Here is a 19,468-nt window from a genome sequence, read left to right as displayed (position 1 = left end):
AAGGGAAATATTGAGTCCCTTCGGGGGTATTTCTGTTTATTTAACTTCGATTGCGCCGATTTACACTCGACTTATGGGAGTAATTCAGGCTAACTTGGAAGCGCAGTTGTTTTTCGAAAGAGGTTACCAGGTGAAATACAGACAATGGGTTTTAGGCGCCGGATTGACTCTATCCCTTGGATTGAGTTCTGCCGCGCACGCATTTTCTATTCCACAGCCAGCCAATGAAGTTGCGGCGAGTAAATTTGTGCACATTCAAGTGCAGGCGGAGCAGGGCGATGCCGACGCGCAATTTTTACTGGGGCTGATGTTTCTCTCTGGCCGTTATGTACCGCAAGAAGTGCCGACCGGATTACATTGGATGACTCTGGCCGCCGAGCAGCAACACGAAAAAGCGCAGCAGACCTTAGCGGATCTTTCCTTTGAAGGGCAGTTAGTGAAGCGTGACTTAGCCGTGGCTGAGCGTTGGTACAAAGATATGGGCGAGCGTGGTAACCGTTGGGCGCAGTTCCGTTTAGGCTTTATTTACGCCTCGGGTGGCGATGGCATTGCACGCAACTGCGGCAAAGCCGTGGAACAATTTACCCGAGTGGGTGATGATGTTGCCCTTGGTAATGTGGCGTGGATTTTAGCGACTTGCCCCGAGGCTAAATATCGCGATGGTAATAAAGCCGTCGAGTTATCCCTAAAGCTGCTCAAAGTGAATGAGAACGACCCAACTAATCTCGACAACTTGGCGGCTGCCTATGCCGAAGTCGGCGATTTTGGTGCTGCGGTATCGACCCAGCAAAAAGCGATAGCCGCTCTAAAGATGACGGCCGAAGCGACTAAGACTGATGAATTTCAACAGCGCCTGCACAGTTATGAGCAAAAGCGAGCCTACCGTGAAACCTTGCGTTTGCTCGATTAACCTCCTCATGGGTTTATTATTTTCTTATCAGCTCGAGCTATGCTCGGGCTGATTGTTTCTGGCTTTAATTTGTTGGGGAAAGGCGATTTGAGTTATTCGAGCGACCAAGAATGCAAGATCTGATATTCCACACCACAATCGCCACTGGTGGAAAGATACAAATGCAGCTGCTCTGGCGCGAGAGTGAGTGCCGTCATCTGTGCATGCGCTAAATCCCTCTGTGCCAATTCCCTTAGCGTCAGCTCATTCTCAAACACGCCTAAAGATTTAGCCTTTCTAAATAAGCTGATATGGGGCCGAAATGGATGCTCACTCCGATGTAATTGCAACTGCTTGGCTAAATCCTGTGCCTGGGATGCCAAGAGAGCTAATTCGGTACTCACGTTTTCCCCCTTCAAACAATAGACCTGCGCCTTAGGCCACACAGCGATGCTATCCAGCGTGACAGTGAATTTGGGTTTAGAGAGCTTATCAACGCCTTGGATCAGTTGCGCCAGTTGAGTCTGATTAACTAAGCCTAAGAAGGCGAGGGTTAAGTGTAAGTTGGCTTGCGTGACGGGGTTTGCATGGGGCGCTAACTGCGACCTCAAGCTTTGCTGTAATTGCAGCAGTTGCTGCCGCTGTATGCAGGTTGGGGCAAATCCAAGGAAGAGTCGTTGTAACACCTGTTTATCTCCATCACCTACTCAAACGCCAAACATAAGCTATGCTTTTGCTTGGTATTACAGAAATTTCTTAATGATAGACTGCGATGATTTGAGTTTATCTGGGGTCAGTGTAGAAATAATACCTTAAATGGACTTGTAGGTAAGGAAATCCCTTTTCATGTCAGATGGTTTAGCAAATCCACTCCAACAGGCATTAGTGACGATTTTTAGCGAAACGCCGCTAGAAACCCTAGAGCAAAATGTTGATCAGGCCTTAGAGGCCATCACATTGCAACTCCATTGTGATGGCGTATTTGTGCTGACAGGTAGTTTAGCCCTGGACCATCTGCGTACCCGTAATCTGTACTTAAAGCCGCAATTTAGCCAAGGTCAACAGACGCGTGTCTGGCCACTGGCGCGTATGCCGTTTTTTCGATCCTTAGTCAGAAATCCTAAGCTGCTTAATCTCTCCAATGTCGATACCTTGCCTGCAGAGGCTCAAGCTGAGCGGGCATTACTCAGGGATTGGAACGTTAAAAGCTTATTGGTTTTGCCGCCTGTGGTGCTTGGGGAAACACGTATTGCCCTCGGCGCGGTTAATTGCTCTGAGTGTTGTGAATGGAGCGCGGAGTTTATTCAGGAATTTCAACATGCGGCCGTGATGATTGGTTCGGCGATGGAGCTGACCCGTATCGCCCACGATATGTTGGCCAGCGAGCATAAATATCGCGAAGTCTTTAATCAGCTGCCTCTGGCCTGCGCACTGCTCGATAAACAGAACCAACTGACCATGTTAAACAAAGTGGCGTTGCAAACCCTGCCGGTGCAGCATGGATACGATTTATTCAGCATGGTGCGCGAAGAGGAGCACGCCATGCTTACCGACACGCTGCACATGGTGCGTGAAGGCGTATTGGGACAAGCTTGGTGTGAGTTACCTTTAAAATCTAACCAGCAGTTGGATTGGCTAAGATTGAGCTTTAGCCAGATCCACGGCAATAAAGACACCCTAGTGATGATTGCCGAAGATGTCAGTGAAAAGTATCGCCTCGCCGATGAGTTGTCCTTCCATGCCAATTATGATGCGTTAACTGGGCTACCCAATCGGCTGCATTTTGAGGCCTTGCTCGAAAACCTGCTGCAAACCAAAGATGATATGCCTACCTGCGTGGCCTTTATCGATGTCGATCAGTTTCAGGTGATCAATAATGTTAGCGGCCATCAGGCGGGGGATAAGCTATTGTGTCAGTTGGCATTACGCCTTAAACAACTGGTGCGTAAGGGCGATATTGTTGCGCGCTTGGGGGGCGATGAGTTTGGGATTTTAATGCATTATTGCAATGTGGATTCGGCGCAGCATATCGCTAAGCGGATCTGCACCCAGTTAGCGACCCATGAGTTTATTTGGGAAAACCGTTGCCACAATGTCAGTGTCAGCATGGGGATCGCTAAGCTCGAAAAGTCTGCCACCGACATCTATACCGTAATGAGTCAAGCCGATGCGGCTTGTCGTCTCGCCAAGGATAAGGGCCGCAATGGCTGGCACTTATACAGCGCCAAAGATCCAAAAATGACCCGCCTCTATACCGAGATGATGGCCTCGGTCGATATCGTCAGCGCCCTAGCGCTCAATCAATTTGAGCTTTATTTCCAAAGTATTGCCCCGCTAAATCGTGAGGAATCCGGCTTGCATTTAGAGGTGTTGCTGCGGATGGTGCAGGCCAATGGCACTATTGTTTCTCCGGCGATCTTTCTTCCCGCGGCGGAGCGTTATAACTTGGCGGCAAAGGTCGACTTGTGGGTAATAGATAATCTGCTGAAGTGGGGCAGTAGCCATTTGGATATTTGGCAACAGCTGGAGTTGGTCTCGGTCAACCTGTCGGCGACCTCATTAGGTGACAGCGAGTTTATGAATTGGCTCGAAATGCGCCTGATGACCGAACCTGAGCTGGTGGATAAGCTCTGTATCGAAATCACCGAAACAGCTGCCGTTAGCCAGCTAGATCAAGCCACTAAACTGATTGAAGTGCTGCGGCCGTTAAACTGCCAACTGGCGCTGGATGACTTTGGCGCGGGGTTTTCAAGCTTTGCCTACCTTAAACTCTTGAATGTGGATTATGTGAAAATAGACGGCCAGTTTGTGATTAATCTGTGTGAAGACGAGGCAGACCAAGCCATCATCAAAGCCATATGTCAGCTAGGGCAAGATATGGGATTCGATGTGGTGGCTGAATTTGTTGAATCCACTGAAATTGCCACTAAGTTAAAGAGCTTAGGTGTGGATTATGCCCAAGGTTATGCCATCAATAAACCGATGCCGTTATTGACCTTAAGCTCTGGCTTGGCCGAGACTTGGTTACGTTAACTGTGGCTATCTAGTGACTTTTTGCCGTTTCGATACTCGCTACGCTGAACACATGAGTAAGGCGGGCACGGGTAACGTTCTCCCCAGCTGCGAGGCTATGGTTAGGGGGAACGAGCTGTGCCGCAGGAGGGACACTGCATGAGGCCTATGTTAAACTGCTCCATTATTTTTCCCTGTTGATACTGTTGCATTGAACAATCTACCCATTCATTCCTTATTGCCATCCCTGCGTGATGCCTTTGCGAAACATGGCCAAGTGATCCTCGAAGCGCCAACGGGAGCGGGTAAATCGACCGCATTGCCCTTAGCTATGCTGGATTGGCCTGAAATTTCTGGACGGATTTTAATGCTGGAACCTCGGCGGGTTGCCGCTCGCAGCGTAGCGCAATTTATTGCCAGTTGCCGGCAGCAGGCGGTAGGGCAAGAGGTGGGGTTTAGGGTGCGCGGCGAGTCAAAGGTCAGTGGTGATACTCGGCTTGAGATAGTCACCGAAGGGATTTTAACCCGAATGATCCAGCAAGATCCTGAATTAACAGGTATCGAGATGATCATATTCGATGAGATCCACGAACGGCATTTGACCACAGATCTCGGTTTAGCCTTGGCGCTCGAAGTGCAAAGCTCGCTGCGGGATGACTTAAAAATCCTAGCTATGTCGGCAACCTTATCAGGCCTCACATTGGCCGAATTGATGCCAGATGCCGCCCTGCTACAGAGTGAGGGGCGCAGCTTTCCGGTTGAAATCCTTTATCGACCCGTTGCTGGGCAGCAGCACTGGATTGATCATCTGAGCCGCGTTGTGTTCGATGCCGCGACATCATTAAGTGATAACGGTCCGCAGGATATTCTGGTGTTTTTGCCCGGTAAAGCCGAAATCCTCAGAGTGGCGCAGTATCTGGAAGAACGCCTCGATAGCAGCAGTGTGGTGGTTTGCCCGCTTTATGGCGAATTATCGACGCAGGAGCAGGACAGAGCGATTAAGGCCGACAGCAGCAGGCGCAAAATTGTGCTATCCACTAACGTGGCCGAGTCGAGCCTTACCATTGAGGGCATTGGCCTTGTTATCGACAGCGGTTATAAACGCCAAGCCAGTTTTAATCCTAAAACTGGAGTAACACGTTTAAGCCTTAAGCGCATTAGCCAAGCCTCCGCAACCCAGCGAGCTGGTCGTGCGGGGCGTTTGGCGGCGGGTGTGTGTATCCGTTTATGGGGCCAAGAGGAACATCAACGTCTGCTCAAGGCCGATGAGCCAGAAATCAGTCAAGCCGACTTAGTCACCATGGCCCATGACTGTGCCTATTGGGGCGCAAAATCTGTTAGCGACTTACTGTTATTGACTGCGCCGCCCACAGTGAACGAGGCATTAGCTTGGCAACTGCTACAGCGCTTAGGCATGGTCGATGGGCAAAACAAACTCACTCAACATGGTAAAGCGGCCTATGAGCTGGGGTGTCATCCGCGCCTCGCCCATATGTTATTAGTGGCCAAATCTCGCGACGAACATGAACTGGCGGCCTTAGCCTGTATACTGACAGGTATTTTAGAGGCGCGGGGATTGCCACGCAAAGGTGCCGATATCATGAATTACCTACACTTTGCGACCCAAGGGAGTGCAGGGCAGCAGGCAAAACAATGGCTTAAAAAATTGGCGCTGGATAAGCAATTCGCTCAGTCCGATTTAGTGGCTATTGCTTCCCATGCCCATCATCAGGATGTGGGTTTGCTGTTAGCGCTGGCTTATCCCGACCGAATTGCTAAATCCCGTGGCGTCGAGGGGTATCAATTAGCTAATGGCACGGGCGTGGTGCTTAGCGCCGAAGATGCCTTAGCGCAAAACCCTTGGCTGGTGGTGGCGGATTTTCAAGAAACCGAAGGCAAGAATGCAGGGCGGATTTATCTGGCGAGCTCATTGTCACCGAGCCTATTTGATAATGAGTTGGCTGACCTTGTTGAAACGTATGACCAATGTGGTTGGGATGAAACTAAAGGTCGCGCAGTGGCAGAACGCCAAACCAAAGTCGGGCAGATTCTGCTGAAATCAGAGGCTATCCCTAACCCCAATCGCGGCCAAATTGTGGCGGCATTGCTGAATTACATCCGCCAGCAAGGGTTACAAATCCTCAATTGGCGCGATAACTTAGTGCAGTTTCAGGTTCGATTACAGCTAGCACGCGATTTAGATCCTAATGCCGATTGGCCGGATATGAGCGATGCTGCGCTATTAGCAAACCTTGAAACATGGCTGGCGCCCTACCTTGAAAATGTGAATAATCTGCCGCAATTACAAAAACTCGATTGCTTTAGTTTGTTGGTGAACCAATTAACTTGGTCACAGCAACAGGCACTCGATGCGCTGTTGCCCACCTCATGGCCGTTAGCCACGGGGACTTCGGCGCCGATATTGTACGATGCCTCGGGGCGAGCCTTGCTGCGGGTGCGCTTGCAGGAAACCTTTGGCATGGCAGACAGCCCGCTACTGGCCCAAGGCAAACTTAAGGTGACGATGGAATTGCTGTCACCGGCGCAGCGCCCCTTGGCTCTGACGGCGGATCTCGCCAGTTTTTGGCAAGGGCCCTATGTGGAAGTGAAAAAAGAAATGCGTGGGCGTTATCCTAAACACCTGTGGCCGGACGATCCTGCCAATACCCAGCCCACAAAATTTACCAAGAAGAAAACCTTAGGTTTATCTCAGTCATAGCCTTTAGACTGCTTTGATTTACAACCTCAGTGTTGTGCCTGTGACTGATGCCGTTAACGCATAAATGATGAAGTAGATATGACAACTAAGACGACAAAAAAAGCTAAAGCGAAGCGCAGCCGCGGCCTATTTGGGCAAATTTGGTCGCTCACTTGGAAGCTAGCCTTAATCGGGCTAGCCGTTGTGACCTTCTACAGTATTTACCTCGACCAAATTATTGCCCGTAAGTTTGAGGGGCAAAAATGGCACTTACCCGCGCAGGTATTTAGCCGCTCGATGGCACTATATCCCGGCGCTGCCGTGAGTCATCCACAGTTAATGGCTGAGCTAAAACTCCTCGGTTACCGCAAAGTTGCCAATCCACGCGAGGTGGGTGAGTTTTCGGCATCGAGCACAAAAATCGAATTATGGCGTCGCCCCTTCTTACATCCCGAAGGCGATCAGGCCGAGCAGCGGGTGATGATTAGCTTCGATAGCGAAGGTATCAGCTCGATTGCCCGCATGTCAGATAAGCGCCAATTGGCGGTATTCCATTTAGAGCCGGTCTTGCTCGACCGCATTATCTCGGGAGACGGCGAAGACAGATTATTTGTGCCTACAGAAGAAATGCCCAAGGCGATTGTAAAAGCCTTGCTGCTGGTGGAGGACCGTAGTTTTTACGAGCATCACGGGGTCAACCCCTTCGCGATTCTGCGCGCGGCTTTTGTGAATATCAGCGCGGGTCGTACCGTACAGGGCGGCTCGACACTGACCCAGCAGTTGGCGAAAAACTTCTTCCTCTCCAGTGAGCGCTCTTTGCTGCGTAAAATTCGCGAAGCCTTAATGGCTGTGATTATCGATTTTCGCTACAGCAAGGAAGAAATTCTCGAGGCCTACCTTAACGAAGTGTATATGGGGCAAGATAAATCCCGCGCCGTACATGGGATGGGCTTGGCTTCACAATTCTATTTTGGTCGTCCTATCGGCGAGTTAACCACGGCGCAGCAAGCGTTTTTAGTGGCGGCGATTAAGGGGCCTTCCTATTACAACCCTTGGCGTTACCCTGAGCGTAGCCAAGAGCGTCGCGATTTAGTGCTGCGTCTCTTGATGGAGTCGGGTGAGCTGAGCACCGCGCAATACAAGGTGGCGGTAGAGTCGCCCCTAGGCTTACGTAATGCCAACAAGCCTGTACATCAAAAATTACCTGCGTTTTATGCCTTGGTTAAACAAGAGCTTAACGAGCGTTATGGTGACGAATTATTAAAACAATCTGGGGTGAAGATTTACACCACCTTAGATCCTATGGCGCAGGAAGCCGCCGAAATCGCCGTGACTCAAACCTTTAAGAGCTTAGATAAGGGCAATAAGTCGCTGCAGATTGGTATGGTGGTCACTGATAAATATACCGGCGGTATCGCCGCCATGGTCGGTGATAAAACGCCAGGCTTTGACGGTTATAACCGGGCGGTTGAGATCCGCAGACCCATAGGCTCACTTATCAAGCCATTTGTGTACGCCACCGCACTGGCACCAAATAGCCAATTTACCTTGGCCTCGCCACTTAAAGATCAGCCGATTACCTTAAAGAATGAGCAGGGCAAAACCTGGTCACCGCAGAACTTTGATAAGAAGTTTAGCGGTCAAGTCTCCTTGTTAACGGCGCTGAAAAAGTCGATGAACGTGCCAACGGTCAACCTTGGACTCGCCGTGGGAGTGGATGCTGTAGCAACGACTCTGACTAAATCAGGCTGGGAAGAGCCGCTTAACGAATATCCATCGATGTTACTGGGCGCCGTGAATGGCTCGCCCTTAATGGTGGCGCAGGTTTATCAGACGCTGGCCGATTATGGTGCCTATCGCAAACTCACCACAGTGACGGCCGTGCTCGACAGCCACAATCAGCCTTTACCTGTGACTCGCTCACCGAAGGAACAAGCTATTACGCCGGATACCGACTTCCTGGTGCAATATGCCATGCAGCAAGTGGTGCGCTCGGGTACGGCAACGCGTTTAGGCAATGCTTTCCCTGGCGTTGTTCTGGCGGGTAAAACTGGTACCAGTAACGATAGCCGTGACTCTTGGTTCGCCGGTTTTGATGAGCGTAACGTCGCGGCGATTTGGGTAGGGCGCGACGATAACGGTAAGACAACTCTCTACGGTAGCAGTGGCGCCATGGCCGTGTATCAAGCCTTCTTGAAGGAACGTCCTCCGATTGGGCTACGCTCGATTCCGCCAACGGGCGTGATCCAAGGTTATTTTGACCGTGATACCGGTGAGGCTAAGGAAGCAGGATGTCGTAACACAGAGGCCTTGCCAGCCCTTAGAGGTACCTATAACCCGGCGAAAAACTGCGGCGAGCCGTTGCAGTGGTGGCAGAAAATTTTAGGTCAGTAATACTTATTCTTGATAGGTAAAGCGATAACAGCGGTGCTGCTAGATTGCACCGCTGTCTTTGATAAAGAGAGTACCAGATGTATAAAACCGCAGCCGCAGTGCATATCCTTGTTAAACACAAAGAGCAGGCGGAAGATATTATTAAGCAATTGAATAAAGGCGCAAATTTTGGCGCCTTAGCGAAACGCTATTCCTCATGCCCCTCGGCGAAAAAGGGCGGCGATCTCGGTGAGTTTAAGCGTGGGCAAATGGTGCCTCAGTTCGATAAAGTCGCTTTTTCCGGTGAGCTACTCGTGCCACATTTAGTGAAAACCAAGTTTGGTTGGCATGTGGTGAAGGTGCTGTATCGCACTTAATCAATAGCGTCTGTTTAGCACGATAAGCTGATTTATCAACGCATTAAGTATCATCTATACACTGATTTATATGCTCATGGCAGGCATTGTTTTGCCATGTACTTCATCTATAAAGCTATTTGCCGCATTCGAAGTTACATAACCGCAGACTGGCTTTGTTAATCGAACGCATTTGACCAAATTTTAATCATGAGACCATGTCGTCATCAGGGTCTGAAATACACCATCTGCTTACATTAGTGGTTCAGTTTTGGGGCAAATTAGCAAACTCTTGGCATACAAAAATTTACCTTAGGTAAATTCGAGCGATTGAGCCAAATCGATTGTGATATACCAAAATGAAACAATTATGCTGATTTTTTTCAATGAAATTTTATTAAAAATGCCACTTAATGAACAATTAAGTGGCATTTTAGGACGGTTGCTCTTATTCAGACGCTACACAGCTGAAGTTCGCTGCATCTTCAATATCGCCACTGCCATTGTATTTAGCCATTTTAGGGAATGGACAAAGCGGGCGTGTACGTGTTTTTGACCAGTCAGCAGGCAATTCTGTATTTTCCGCACGCACAGAAGCTAGGATCTCAGAGGGAGTTACACCCTTCTCTACCCAGTTTACTAATGCATCGACCATATTAAACTTATCGGTTGTAGGTCCTTTTCCACAGTGACCCATTCCTGGGATTAAGTATAATTTTGCGAAGTCGGCAGCTTTTCCTGAATTATTGCTATCTAACTCTTTATACCAATTTACGGTGTCGTTTGTTGAAAACACGGCATCAGAAGTACCGTGGAATACCATCATTTTTGCGCCTCGAGCTCTCAATGTCGAAAGTTTGGTGAGCTCAGGTGGCGTCATAAAATCATATCCCGACTCAGTATAAAGGGAGGTGGTGTTATGAATGCGTTGGGCATAAGTTTCAACAGAAGTAGACTGAATAAACGCTAATGCCGCCTGTTCATTATTATCAAATGGTGTTGGTGGCGTACTAAACACATAGCCTACTGACCCTGTGTCACGATTTAAAGCCATATAGTATTCCCAATATGACCAATCTTTGGCGCTTATGCCTGCATCATATGGGAAGTTCGCATATAAGGATTCGCCAGTTTGGCTGTTATGTGGCCCAGCCATGATGTTGCTAAGTGCTTGCTTTTGCTCTGCACTCAAGCATGTACCGTCTCTTTCGCCCGAGCAAGTTGGCACATCGCGGTCTAGATCAAAGGCCTTTTGGCACGCATAAGTATTGTTAATCATACCATCGGCTAAACCGTCTAATGTGTCACATTGTTTGAGGATTTGTTGTGAAACAACGCCAAATTCTTCTTGAGTAATGGCAGTCTGTAATGTCGCTAAAATATCAGAACCGTCCGGATTGTATGTGACTAACTTTGAATATTGCTGAACACCGTAGAGTTGACTCACAGCAGCATTCGGTAAGTGTAATCCTGGATTACCGACAATAAAGCCATCATACATATCAGCATAACGGCTTGCTGCCACCATAGTGTGCCGACCACCGTTTGAACAACCTGCAAAGTATGATCTATCTGGTTGTTTGCCATAAGCAATTTTGATTAAACTTTTTGCCATGGGGGTTAATTCGGCTACAGCGTTATAGCCGTAATCTATACGAGCTTGTGGATCAAATCCAAATTGAGGAGCAGGGCTAGGATGCCCTGCATCAGAACTGATAACTGCAAAACCACGATTTAATGCTGCTGAATCGGTACCACCGGCAAAAATTAATCTGCCTACGGCTTTAGAGACAGAGCCATCGAGGCCACCATTTGCTTGATAATAAAAACGGCCATTCCAATCCGTTGGCAACCGCATTTCAAACCCTATGGCATATTTTGTATCAGCCTCACCGCTACTCCCCAGACCCATTCTTTCGTTCATATAACCTTTTACAACACAATGTTCAGGTGCTGAGTAACTTTCGGTTGCACTGTATTCAACTTTACCCGCTGAAACCATTTCAGAACTGGTGATGACGGTATTTTCGAAGTTAAATTGGGATGCAATATCACTGCAAATATTGAGAGTCGCTGGTGTGGCGGGGGAGAGATGTTGCGTGAGAGGTGTTGAATCATTATCACCACATGCACCGAGTAACAAGCAGGATAATGCAATTGTAGGAACAAGTTGGGGTCTTTTTTCCATGGTACAGCTCCATTTGTAATAGTTTAAAACACTGACTAACTATAAAAAAAGGGTGTATCTAAAGGAGTTGATACACCCTGAAAAGGCGCAGGGAAGCGCTTTAATTAGTGGCTTTAGGCAAACTTTTAGGCGACTGAGACGTTGCTTTGATAATGACTTGGTCAGTTGCTTGAAAGTTTTAATCATCGTAGAAGGCATCGATGTTTATGCTTTTAATACTTACTTGGCCGAACCAAAGTAACTCTCCCATTCACTTTGGTGGTGTTGTAATAGAGCTGGCCGTAAAGTGATGTGGTTTGCCCTGTATTGGTGTTGTAGCCCAAGAGGTTCAACTGCACTTTCGTGATGATTTTACTGAGCATCACGAAAGTGCAGTTTGAGATTTCGTGTACTACTAGTACTGACAGAACTACTAAGAATAAATAATTCATTAATTCAACCTTTCTAGGTGCATGAGGCAATTTTTAACTGATATATATTTAAATGTATGATGTATGACCAATATGGGCAATGATATGTTGTGAGGTGTGAGAATTGTGTTGCGAAATTCGTGGAAGTGTAACTTTGATCAACAAAATAAATGTGTTAACGCTAATTTAGAGGCGATAGGAGTAAGGGGATTTAAAGCTAGTTACAAAATCAATTTCCCCTTTGAAAGTAACAAGCTCTGGCTGACTCTTGGAGAGTAAGGGGAGTTGACCAAGTTTAATGCTACAGAATGTCCATTATTAACGGCAGAGCCGTCATTAAAGTGAATGATTAGTGATATAGCGTTAACGCCTTAGGTAGTTAGCCAAGTAACCGCAAATTTGCTGCGGAAGCTTGTAGGGCCATCAGTTAATGTGGAAACAGGGCATAGATAATCACAGGAAGAATGGGGACAAGAGTAACTATGACAAAAACAATTGGCAGAATTTTGAGATATTGCATCGCTTGCTTGCCGAATAAAGCTAATATATTCAAACTAATAACAATGAAAGCACTCACGCTGGCAATATTGATGAGCAAAGAAAGGACCAGCATTTGTTGTATCAGTGTTAGCTCGTCATAAATCCCCGCATTAGTAACATCAATCAGTGCAACCTCCCTATTGGCAAGGGTTTTCGCAATCCATGCCTGAGTGATAACGTCCGCAGCCTGAGCGGTAAAGCCCAAATCCTTCATGAATAAATGTGGATAATAGGTAATAGAGCTCCAATCGATATTAAACTTATGTACCGAACCTTTGAGGGCTTCAAAGAACATAATGGTAATAGCTTTATTTGCAGTAAGTTTACTCGCACCAACTAAATATTGGATAAGGTAAGTGGATAAACTTTTTGGCTCAGATCTAGATTGGATAGTGTCGCCGATGTAATCTATTGAATAATCAGGTTTTCTCAAATTGAAGGGGATGGTAAGAATGATAATGGCTAGGGGTAAAGCTAAGCTAGCCAGTAGGAGTTGATATACAGGTATGCCTAAAGCCGACAGTGAAATGCAGCTGATCCCTCCCGCCGAACTAAGACTTATCAACAAAACCATGTAGCGATCACGCTGCGTGAGTTTAAGTCTTTCCGCTTTCAAAAATAGTAATAAGTTTGAACAGCCTAATAAGAAAGACAAGCCAAATATTTTTTGATTTAGCTTCAATTGGGATTTGTTGAACGAGTAATTCAGCTTTTGGTTGATGAGATAATGGCTAACTCCTAACAGTGCACAAATTAAGATCGCGCTGGGAGCAATTTCGCTGATAAATTGCTGTGTGATGCTAAAGTGAGCAGAAAGCTGGCCGCCAAATTGATTTTTTAACGAAAAAAATATGACGATAATGGATACGAACATTATCTGTACTAGCTGGATATTAGGCTTAACATATTGCCGATATAACATGGCACGGCTGCTTCTAGTGGAAAAAATTCGTCAGGCATATTAGCTAATAATTTTTCGCCATGGGGCGATGTAGAGCACACATCTCACAGATGTATGTGTACTACAGATTGAATCGCCACTACTTAACTAAGCTACTTTTGGCTTCAGATGAAATGGACTTCAAATGCTTCGTTGTATGAGATAGTTAAACATAGAGATGTTAATCTGAAAATTACGGATTCGAGCAGGGATACTAAACCATTTATATCCCCTAAATGTGTTATCTCAGTTGGTACATCCTGAACAGAGTTCGAAGTGTTGTGTTAGTGCATTGCAATGAATACCTTACTCAAGTGCTACGGTGCTCCCTAAAAACATAAACTGCTTTCCCGTGCAGCCGTTTGCACTCATCTGCCGTATTTAAGGTATTAGCCGACGCATTAAAAACGCATAAAAGTCGCGGCAAGTGAAAGGGGAACATCAGGGACTTGAGGATGACTAACTAGGACGAGCGACTATTATTTTGCCGTGAAATCACATGGAGGTGCGATGAGCTTTAATTTTGATACCTATCGTTTTAATACCGAAGATGCGATTCAAGTCTGTGTCGGGGCCTTTGCGCTAGCTGTGCCTATTGGCTTTTCGGAGGAGGCATGGCAGTTAGGAGAGACCTTGCCGCTAGTGAATCTGCTGATGTTATTTAGCCTGTCGTTGTTATTTCTCGGCGTGTTTACTTACCAGAGTGTGTTCCAACAGAATATTCGTCAGCGTCTGCCGGTGTTTATTTTTCGGATTGTGGTGGCCTATCTGATTAGCGCCTGTGTGGTCAGTTTGGTGCTCCTTTGCCTCGATAAATTGCCCTTTATTGACGACCCCATTACCTCTATTAAACGGATTATCGTGATTACCATGCCCGCCTCTATGGGAGCGATTGTGGTGGATAGCTTCGATAAGGAGTAGCACGAGATTTTGCAAACGAGTCGCTCAACTGCTTGGGTTACAACTCATGACTGGCTACTCATGACTTTTGTCACTGGTACATTTAGTTTATGTTGCACATACTGGATTAATAGACAAATTCGAAAAGGACGTGTTATGAACGCAGCAACGCTTGCATTACTTATCCCCATTTTTGCCATTGTCGGCGGATATACGGTCGCGATTATGAAGATCCGCGAACGCGGCAATTCGGTCAGTAGTAAGCTTCAGGCCGAAAACCAACTGTTACGCATTGAGCTTGATAAGCTGCGCGAACGAGTTGAGGTATTGGAGCAACTGGTGACCGACGAGAGTTTTCAGTTAAAACGGGAATTTAAGCGAGTTTAGTCGCGGTTATTTGACTGACGATTTTTGTAACAAGGGCAAACTTGGTTTGCCCTTGTTGGTTTTACGAAGGATTAAAACTTATAGCTGTAACCGAGTGTGATCGTTTGGGGTTTTCCGGCAAAGATAGAGCCGTGTACTCGTGTCGTCATATAGGTTTCATCGAAGAGGTTGTCTACGGTTAAGTACACTTCCTGGCCGTTAGTGACAAAGTAACGCGCCGACAAGTCCACTAAGGTTTTAGCCTCGATCACTTCATCTGCGGGAATGGCCCCTGCACCCGCCTTGGTGCGCATCTCATCGGTATAACGCGCCGCCACTGTGACTTGCCAGCTCTCTGATTGCACACCTGCTGAAATATACAATTGGTTTTCAGGTAGATAGGTTAACTGGTAACCCGCTTCAACCTTGTCCCAGGTTTCAAACTCAGATTCGAAACTATTGCCAAACTCGGCATTGGTATAGGTGTAGGCGAGTTTGACCGGAAAACTCAATGCCCCTGCACTGTTAAACTCGTGGGCGAGGCTGAGTTCGAGGCCTTTAACTTCTACTTCACCTGCGTTGTACTGGTTGTCGAGTTTAGTGTCATCACAACCCTGCGCCGCAGTACAGTTGCCGTGCATGTTGCTGTAATCACTGTAGAAGCTGATTAACTCTGCATTAAATGCATCTTGATGGTAGCGAACGCCAGCCTCATAGTTCCAGCTTTGTTCTTCTTGCCCCTTAGCGTTGCCGGGCGCGGCGGGCGAGAAGCCTTTTTGTACTCCAGCCAGAAGTAATACTTGCTCATTAATCTGATAAGTTGCTGATAACGAAGGCAGCAGAGCATTGAACTGGCTTTCAACCTGTTTATCTGGATCGCCCTCTCGGCCTGGGTTCTTCTTGCCCCAATCGTGGCGTTGGGTTTCGACATCTTCCCAGCGCAGGCCTGCGGTAATGGTGAGAGCGTCTAGGCTGATTATATCCTGCACATAGGCCGCAAATGCCGTGGCGCTATCGACACGGTTGGAGTCGGTGCCCGGGACACCACTCTTAGTGCGTAACATGACACTGTTGGCGTCCATTGAATAACTGTCGGCCCATTGGTATCTGTCCATTTCATCTTCATGGTAGCGAAGACCAAAGGCGAGGTCGTGATCCCCGAGTAACCAATTGAGTTCCGTTTGTATCCCTTGGGCGAGGTAACTGCGATTATTGGCTTTGACATTGACCTCAAGCTCAGAGAGCAGGCCCGCGTCAAAGTCGGCAGCATTTTGGATCCCTTTGCCACTTAATGACTCGCCACCAACCTTGTCGGCCTTGTACCAATTACGATGAAAATCATTGTAATAACCAATGCTGCTCAGGCTCAGCGTGTCGCTAAAATCGATAATATGGTTGAGCTGCACTTGCTTATGCTTCGTGGTCATCTGATCTTTTTGCGAGGCAGAATAACGGCGATAGGGCGAGGCTTGATAATCCGCATCGGTCAGACCCATATAGGTCTCGTTTGAGGTCTCATCGGCAAATTTCAATTTGAGCTCAAGGGATTGCTGGTAAGTGGCCGTGCTGTCTGTGTTGATTCTGACCTTGGCTAAGGCGTCATTTTTAGTAAAGCCAGTGTCGCCGCCGACTGTGTTTATCTCTCTAAATCCGTCGGCTTGATAGCGATAAATCTCGGCTACTGCGCCAATCCGCTCGCCTTGTCCGCCGGCATAAGTGTGTAATTTACCGAAACCATCTTGACCTAAGGCAAGATCAATCTTGCCGGCTAATGCCTCTTGGGGGATTTGTCGAGACAGCATGTTAATCACGCCACCCGTGGTGCGGGGGCCATATTTTACCGTTGAGCTTCCCTTAAGGATTTCAACAGATTGCATCCTGCCTGAGGTGGGAAAGTAGTAAGCTGCAGGGGAGGCATAGGGAGCGGGAGCGGCGAGAACACCATCTTCCATCACGGTAATTTTTTCTGAACGATTTTGCCCCGTGCCGCGCATACCAATGTTTGGGCGCAAACCGTAGCCATCTTCTTCTTGAATATAGACGCCGGGCACTGAGGCTAAGGTGCGCATAATATCGGAATATTTAAAAGTTTCTAATTCGGCTTCGGTAATTTGATGGGCGCTACCAGGGGTGGTATCGAGGGGATTTTTACTGCCGAAAATACTGATTTGTTCTATTTGTGCTGGAGCTTGAGTTGGCGAGTTGGCTTGGGCATTGAAGGCGGTGGTTAATGCGCAGGCTAATAAACTGAGGCGCATGGGGCTAAGCTGGGTCATTAGGTTCTCCGAATCGACAAGGTGCTTGTCTTTTTTTGTAAACAGGAATTATTCTCGTTTGTGATTGCGGAGCTTAGTTTTGTTAACTTAAAACCAACTTAAAATTCTTTATCTTTACAAATGTAAGTTAAATGTTACTTTGTTCAGCTCCTAAGGGGATAAGTCATCGGGTGAGTGAAATGCCGAAACTACGGTAGACTCGTTGCACCTTTGTTATTCGCCCAGTATTGAGCCAGTTAAGATCGAGTTTATATGTTCCTATCGCCGTATTTTTCTAAGCAAAATCAATCAATTTCTGTTTCCGCACAACAAGCCAGTGACTTCGCGAAGAAAATCGCCCAAGATTTCAACCCTATCCACGATGTTGGTGCGAAGCGTTTTTGTGTGCCAGGTGACTTGCTGTTTGCCCTAGTCTTAACCCAATACGGTTTAAGCCAGAACATGAAGTTTACCTTTGCGGGTATGGTCGGCGATGGCGTCGAACTGCAATTCCCCGAGCAGGTGAATGACAGTTTTGCGGTCTGTGATAACCGCGAGAAAACCTATTTACAGGTGAGTCGCCAAGGTGAGGTGAGCCGCTGCGACGCGCAAACTGAATCTTTTATTCGCAATTATGTGGCTTTCTCGGGACACAATTTTATCGACATCCTGATGCCTTTGATGAAGCAGCATCAAGTGATGATTAACCCCGAACGTCCCTTAGTGATTTACGAGAGCATGTCATTCGACTTGAGCAGTCTCGACTTTGTTGAAGTGAGTTTATCGCTTGTACAACAAGAGCTTAAAATTGATGGTAAGCGCGGTGATGTGACGCTGCACTTTGAGCTGCATAGCGGTGATACCTTAGTGGGTACAGGGATTAAAGCCTTAGTCATGAGTGGACTGCGTCCCTATGACGAGGCACAAGCCCTGCAAATGTGCGCCGCCTATGAAGGGCGTAAAACCGAGTTTTGATCGGCGAATGCCTGTTGCCTCAGGCAAAGAGGGATTCGAGGGCACTCATTATCGACTGAGCTCGAGTTAAATCACTTGGGATAACGGTACTTAAGGTGAACAGTTATCCCAAGCCCTTACTTTAATTAATCAATCGAAAGTTGCGAGACAGTCTCAGCAACATTTTCTGCGCCGGTGCGAATTTCGCCCATCACAGCGGTGACTTCTGCTAATTGCTGTTTGCCTTCTTCCGCGATGCGTTCAACCTCGTTCATCATGTCGGTGGCACTGGCAGTGAGTTGGCTATTCTTATCGACCACTGCCGCAATTTCGCTGGTGGATTTACTGGTTCTCGCCGCTAATTGGCGTACTTCATCGGCAACCACGGCAAAACCCCGGCCTTGTTCCCCTGCACGAGCCGCTTCAATGGCGGCATTGAGTGCCAGCAGATTGGTTTGATCGGCAATTGCGCTGATGGTAGCGACAATCGCTTGAATACTCTGGGATTGCTCGTTGAGCTTCACCATAGACTCAGTGGTTTTATAGGTCTGTGCCGCAATCGCGTTAGAGGTGCTTACTGTCGCGTTGAGTAATTGCACGCCGCGGTTAGCCTGTTCAACCGTGCTCTGCGAGGTGGCATGGGCGATATTGGCTGCATCCCGAATCGCATGGCTCTTGATGATCCTCTGGGTAATATCACTGGCGAATTTGATCACCTTAACAACTTTGCCATTGTCATCCGTTACTGGGTTATAAACGGCTTCTAACCACACGGGATCACCGTAGGCGTTTTTACGTTCAAATAAGCCTTTCTTATACAGCCCACGCTGGAGATCGTCCCAAAAGTGGGGATTCTCTTGATAAAAACGGTCGAAGCAGAATATCCGATGGTGCTTGCCTTGAAGTTGCTCCTTGCTATAACCCATGGTTTTGAGGAAGTTAGCATTGGCATTGAGGATATTCCCCTCAGGGGTGAATTCGATAATCGCCTGGGATTTTTGCAGGGCATTAAACAGCGCCGCTTGCGCATCTAGCTGATATTTATCTTCAGTGATCACCGCCGCGGTTTTCATAATCTTAGTGATTTTGCCATCCAACTTGATGGGAAAATAGGTCGCCCTTAACCAGATCTCTTGACCATTTTTGTGCACGCGAGGGAATTTACCTTCCTTCGCTTGGCCTTGTTTTAAGTCGTGCCAAAATTGTTGATAGTCGGAGGAGTTTACATAGTTGGGGGCGCAAAATAGTTTATGGTGTTTACCGACAATCTCATCCAGTGAGTAGCCTACAGCCTTTAAAAACAGCGGATTTGCATCGAGAATGATGCCATCGGGAGTGAATTCAATCGTCGCGATACTCGCTTTGATTGAATCGATAACGGCTTCGGCTTCCCTGCGCTTTATTTCGCTCTCTGCTAGGTCTTTACGTAGTGAAGAATTAAACACTGAATACTCCTGATGAGCTGATTAAGCCAAAAACTGCCTTGAGTGCCTAAGTGGTTTATTTAGGCATAGTGTAAATATAGCCATGATTTTACTCGTAAGTGGCTTTTCAACGAAACTTCATGCTGTGAGATAGATACCAAAA

General features: G+C 47.3%; 13 protein-coding genes. 8 read left to right on the top strand and 5 right to left on the bottom strand.

The features are described 5' to 3' along the window. Positions 1–130 precede the first annotated feature (130 nt). Positions 131–910, top strand: coding sequence for a sel1 repeat family protein (locus tag ACK5NH_RS18640; protein WP_416922495.1), 780 nt, complete (start codon positions 131–133; stop codon positions 908–910). A gap of 92 nt (positions 911–1,002) precedes the next feature. On the opposite strand, the gene thpR is transcribed toward ACK5NH_RS18640, so the two are convergent. Then, positions 1,003–1,575, bottom strand: a complete 573-nt coding sequence (gene thpR / locus ACK5NH_RS18635) for an RNA 2',3'-cyclic phosphodiesterase (RefSeq protein WP_416922493.1) — start codon at positions 1,573–1,575, stop codon at positions 1,003–1,005. A gap of 160 nt (positions 1,576–1,735) precedes the next feature. On the opposite strand from thpR, the gene ACK5NH_RS18630 reads away from it, so the two are divergent. From ACK5NH_RS18630 to ACK5NH_RS18615, 4 genes are all read left to right on the top strand, one after another. Further along, positions 1,736–3,922 carry a putative bifunctional diguanylate cyclase/phosphodiesterase gene (locus ACK5NH_RS18630; RefSeq protein WP_416922491.1) on the top strand — a complete coding sequence of 729 codons (2,187 nt, stop codon included), beginning with the start codon at positions 1,736–1,738 and terminating at the stop codon, positions 3,920–3,922. 190 nt (positions 3,923–4,112) lie between these two features. Further along, complete coding sequence (hrpB, locus tag ACK5NH_RS18625) at positions 4,113–6,620, top strand: ATP-dependent helicase HrpB (protein WP_416922489.1); 2,508 nt, start codon at positions 4,113–4,115, stop codon at positions 6,618–6,620. A 78-nt stretch (positions 6,621–6,698) separates the two neighbouring features. Beyond that, entirely contained in the window at positions 6,699–8,993 is a 2,295-nt protein-coding gene (gene mrcB / locus ACK5NH_RS18620; protein ID WP_416922487.1) for a penicillin-binding protein 1B, read from the top strand. Between the two features lie 77 nt (positions 8,994–9,070). Beyond that, a complete protein-coding gene (locus tag ACK5NH_RS18615) occupies positions 9,071–9,349 on the top strand; it encodes a peptidylprolyl isomerase (RefSeq protein WP_011627235.1) in 279 nt (92 codons plus the stop codon). Between the two features lie 427 nt (positions 9,350–9,776). Here the strand turns inward: ACK5NH_RS18615 and ACK5NH_RS18610 are convergent, their stop codons facing one another. Together ACK5NH_RS18610 and ACK5NH_RS18605 are read right to left on the bottom strand one after the other, a co-directional pair. After that, positions 9,777–11,516 carry a tannase/feruloyl esterase family alpha/beta hydrolase gene (locus ACK5NH_RS18610; RefSeq protein ID WP_416922484.1) on the bottom strand — a complete coding sequence of 580 codons (1,740 nt, stop codon included), beginning with the start codon at positions 11,514–11,516 and terminating at the stop codon, positions 9,777–9,779. Positions 11,517–12,353: 837 nt separating this feature from the next. Then, positions 12,354–13,388: a hypothetical protein gene (locus ACK5NH_RS18605; protein WP_416922482.1), complete on the bottom strand. Its 1,035-nt coding sequence runs from the start codon at positions 13,386–13,388 to the stop codon at positions 12,354–12,356. A gap of 528 nt (positions 13,389–13,916) precedes the next feature. Between ACK5NH_RS18605 and ACK5NH_RS18600 the strand changes: the two genes are divergently transcribed. Next, positions 13,917–14,327 carry a DUF2391 family protein gene (locus ACK5NH_RS18600; RefSeq protein ID WP_416922480.1) on the top strand — a complete coding sequence of 137 codons (411 nt, stop codon included), beginning with the start codon at positions 13,917–13,919 and terminating at the stop codon, positions 14,325–14,327. Positions 14,328–14,462: 135 nt separating this feature from the next. Then, positions 14,463–14,693, top strand: coding sequence for a hypothetical protein (locus ACK5NH_RS18595; RefSeq protein WP_416922478.1), 231 nt, complete (start codon positions 14,463–14,465; stop codon positions 14,691–14,693). Between the two features lie 71 nt (positions 14,694–14,764). Here ACK5NH_RS18595 and ACK5NH_RS18590 read toward each other — a convergent pair whose 3' ends face one another. Then, complete coding sequence (locus ACK5NH_RS18590) at positions 14,765–16,948, bottom strand: TonB-dependent receptor family protein (protein WP_416922475.1); 2,184 nt, start codon at positions 16,946–16,948, stop codon at positions 14,765–14,767. 252 nt (positions 16,949–17,200) lie between these two features. On the opposite strand from ACK5NH_RS18590, the gene ACK5NH_RS18585 reads away from it, so the two are divergent. Next, complete coding sequence (locus ACK5NH_RS18585; protein ID WP_416922473.1) at positions 17,201–17,902, top strand: DUF3581 domain-containing protein; 702 nt, start codon at positions 17,201–17,203, stop codon at positions 17,900–17,902. Positions 17,903–18,027: 125 nt separating this feature from the next. Here the strand turns inward: ACK5NH_RS18585 and ACK5NH_RS18580 are convergent, their stop codons facing one another. Continuing rightward, complete coding sequence (locus ACK5NH_RS18580) at positions 18,028–19,326, bottom strand: methyl-accepting chemotaxis protein (protein ID WP_416922471.1); 1,299 nt, start codon at positions 19,324–19,326, stop codon at positions 18,028–18,030. Between the last annotated feature and the right edge of the window lie 142 nt (positions 19,327–19,468).

Source organism: Shewanella sp. (assembly GCF_047975355.1).
GTDB lineage: Bacteria > Pseudomonadota > Gammaproteobacteria > Enterobacterales > Shewanellaceae > Shewanella.
This window is presented reverse-complemented; position numbering and strand designations above follow the sequence as displayed.

Coding starts and splice junctions, on each gene's coding strand:
- ACK5NH_RS18615 (WP_011627235.1), top strand. CDS start 9,071: ATGTATAAAACCGCAGCCGCAGTGCATATCCTTGTTAAACACAAAGAG.
- ACK5NH_RS18610 (WP_416922484.1), bottom strand. CDS start 11,516: ATGGAAAAAAGACCCCAACTTGTTCCTACAATTGCATTATCCTGCTTG.
- mrcB (WP_416922487.1), top strand. CDS start 6,699: ATGACAACTAAGACGACAAAAAAAGCTAAAGCGAAGCGCAGCCGCGGC.
- ACK5NH_RS18595 (WP_416922478.1), top strand. CDS start 14,463: ATGAACGCAGCAACGCTTGCATTACTTATCCCCATTTTTGCCATTGTC.
- ACK5NH_RS18605 (WP_416922482.1), bottom strand. CDS start 13,388: ATGTTATATCGGCAATATGTTAAGCCTAATATCCAGCTAGTACAGATA.
- ACK5NH_RS18585 (WP_416922473.1), top strand. CDS start 17,201: ATGTTCCTATCGCCGTATTTTTCTAAGCAAAATCAATCAATTTCTGTT.
- ACK5NH_RS18630 (WP_416922491.1), top strand. CDS start 1,736: ATGTCAGATGGTTTAGCAAATCCACTCCAACAGGCATTAGTGACGATT.
- ACK5NH_RS18590 (WP_416922475.1), bottom strand. CDS start 16,948: ATGACCCAGCTTAGCCCCATGCGCCTCAGTTTATTAGCCTGCGCATTA.
- ACK5NH_RS18600 (WP_416922480.1), top strand. CDS start 13,917: ATGAGCTTTAATTTTGATACCTATCGTTTTAATACCGAAGATGCGATT.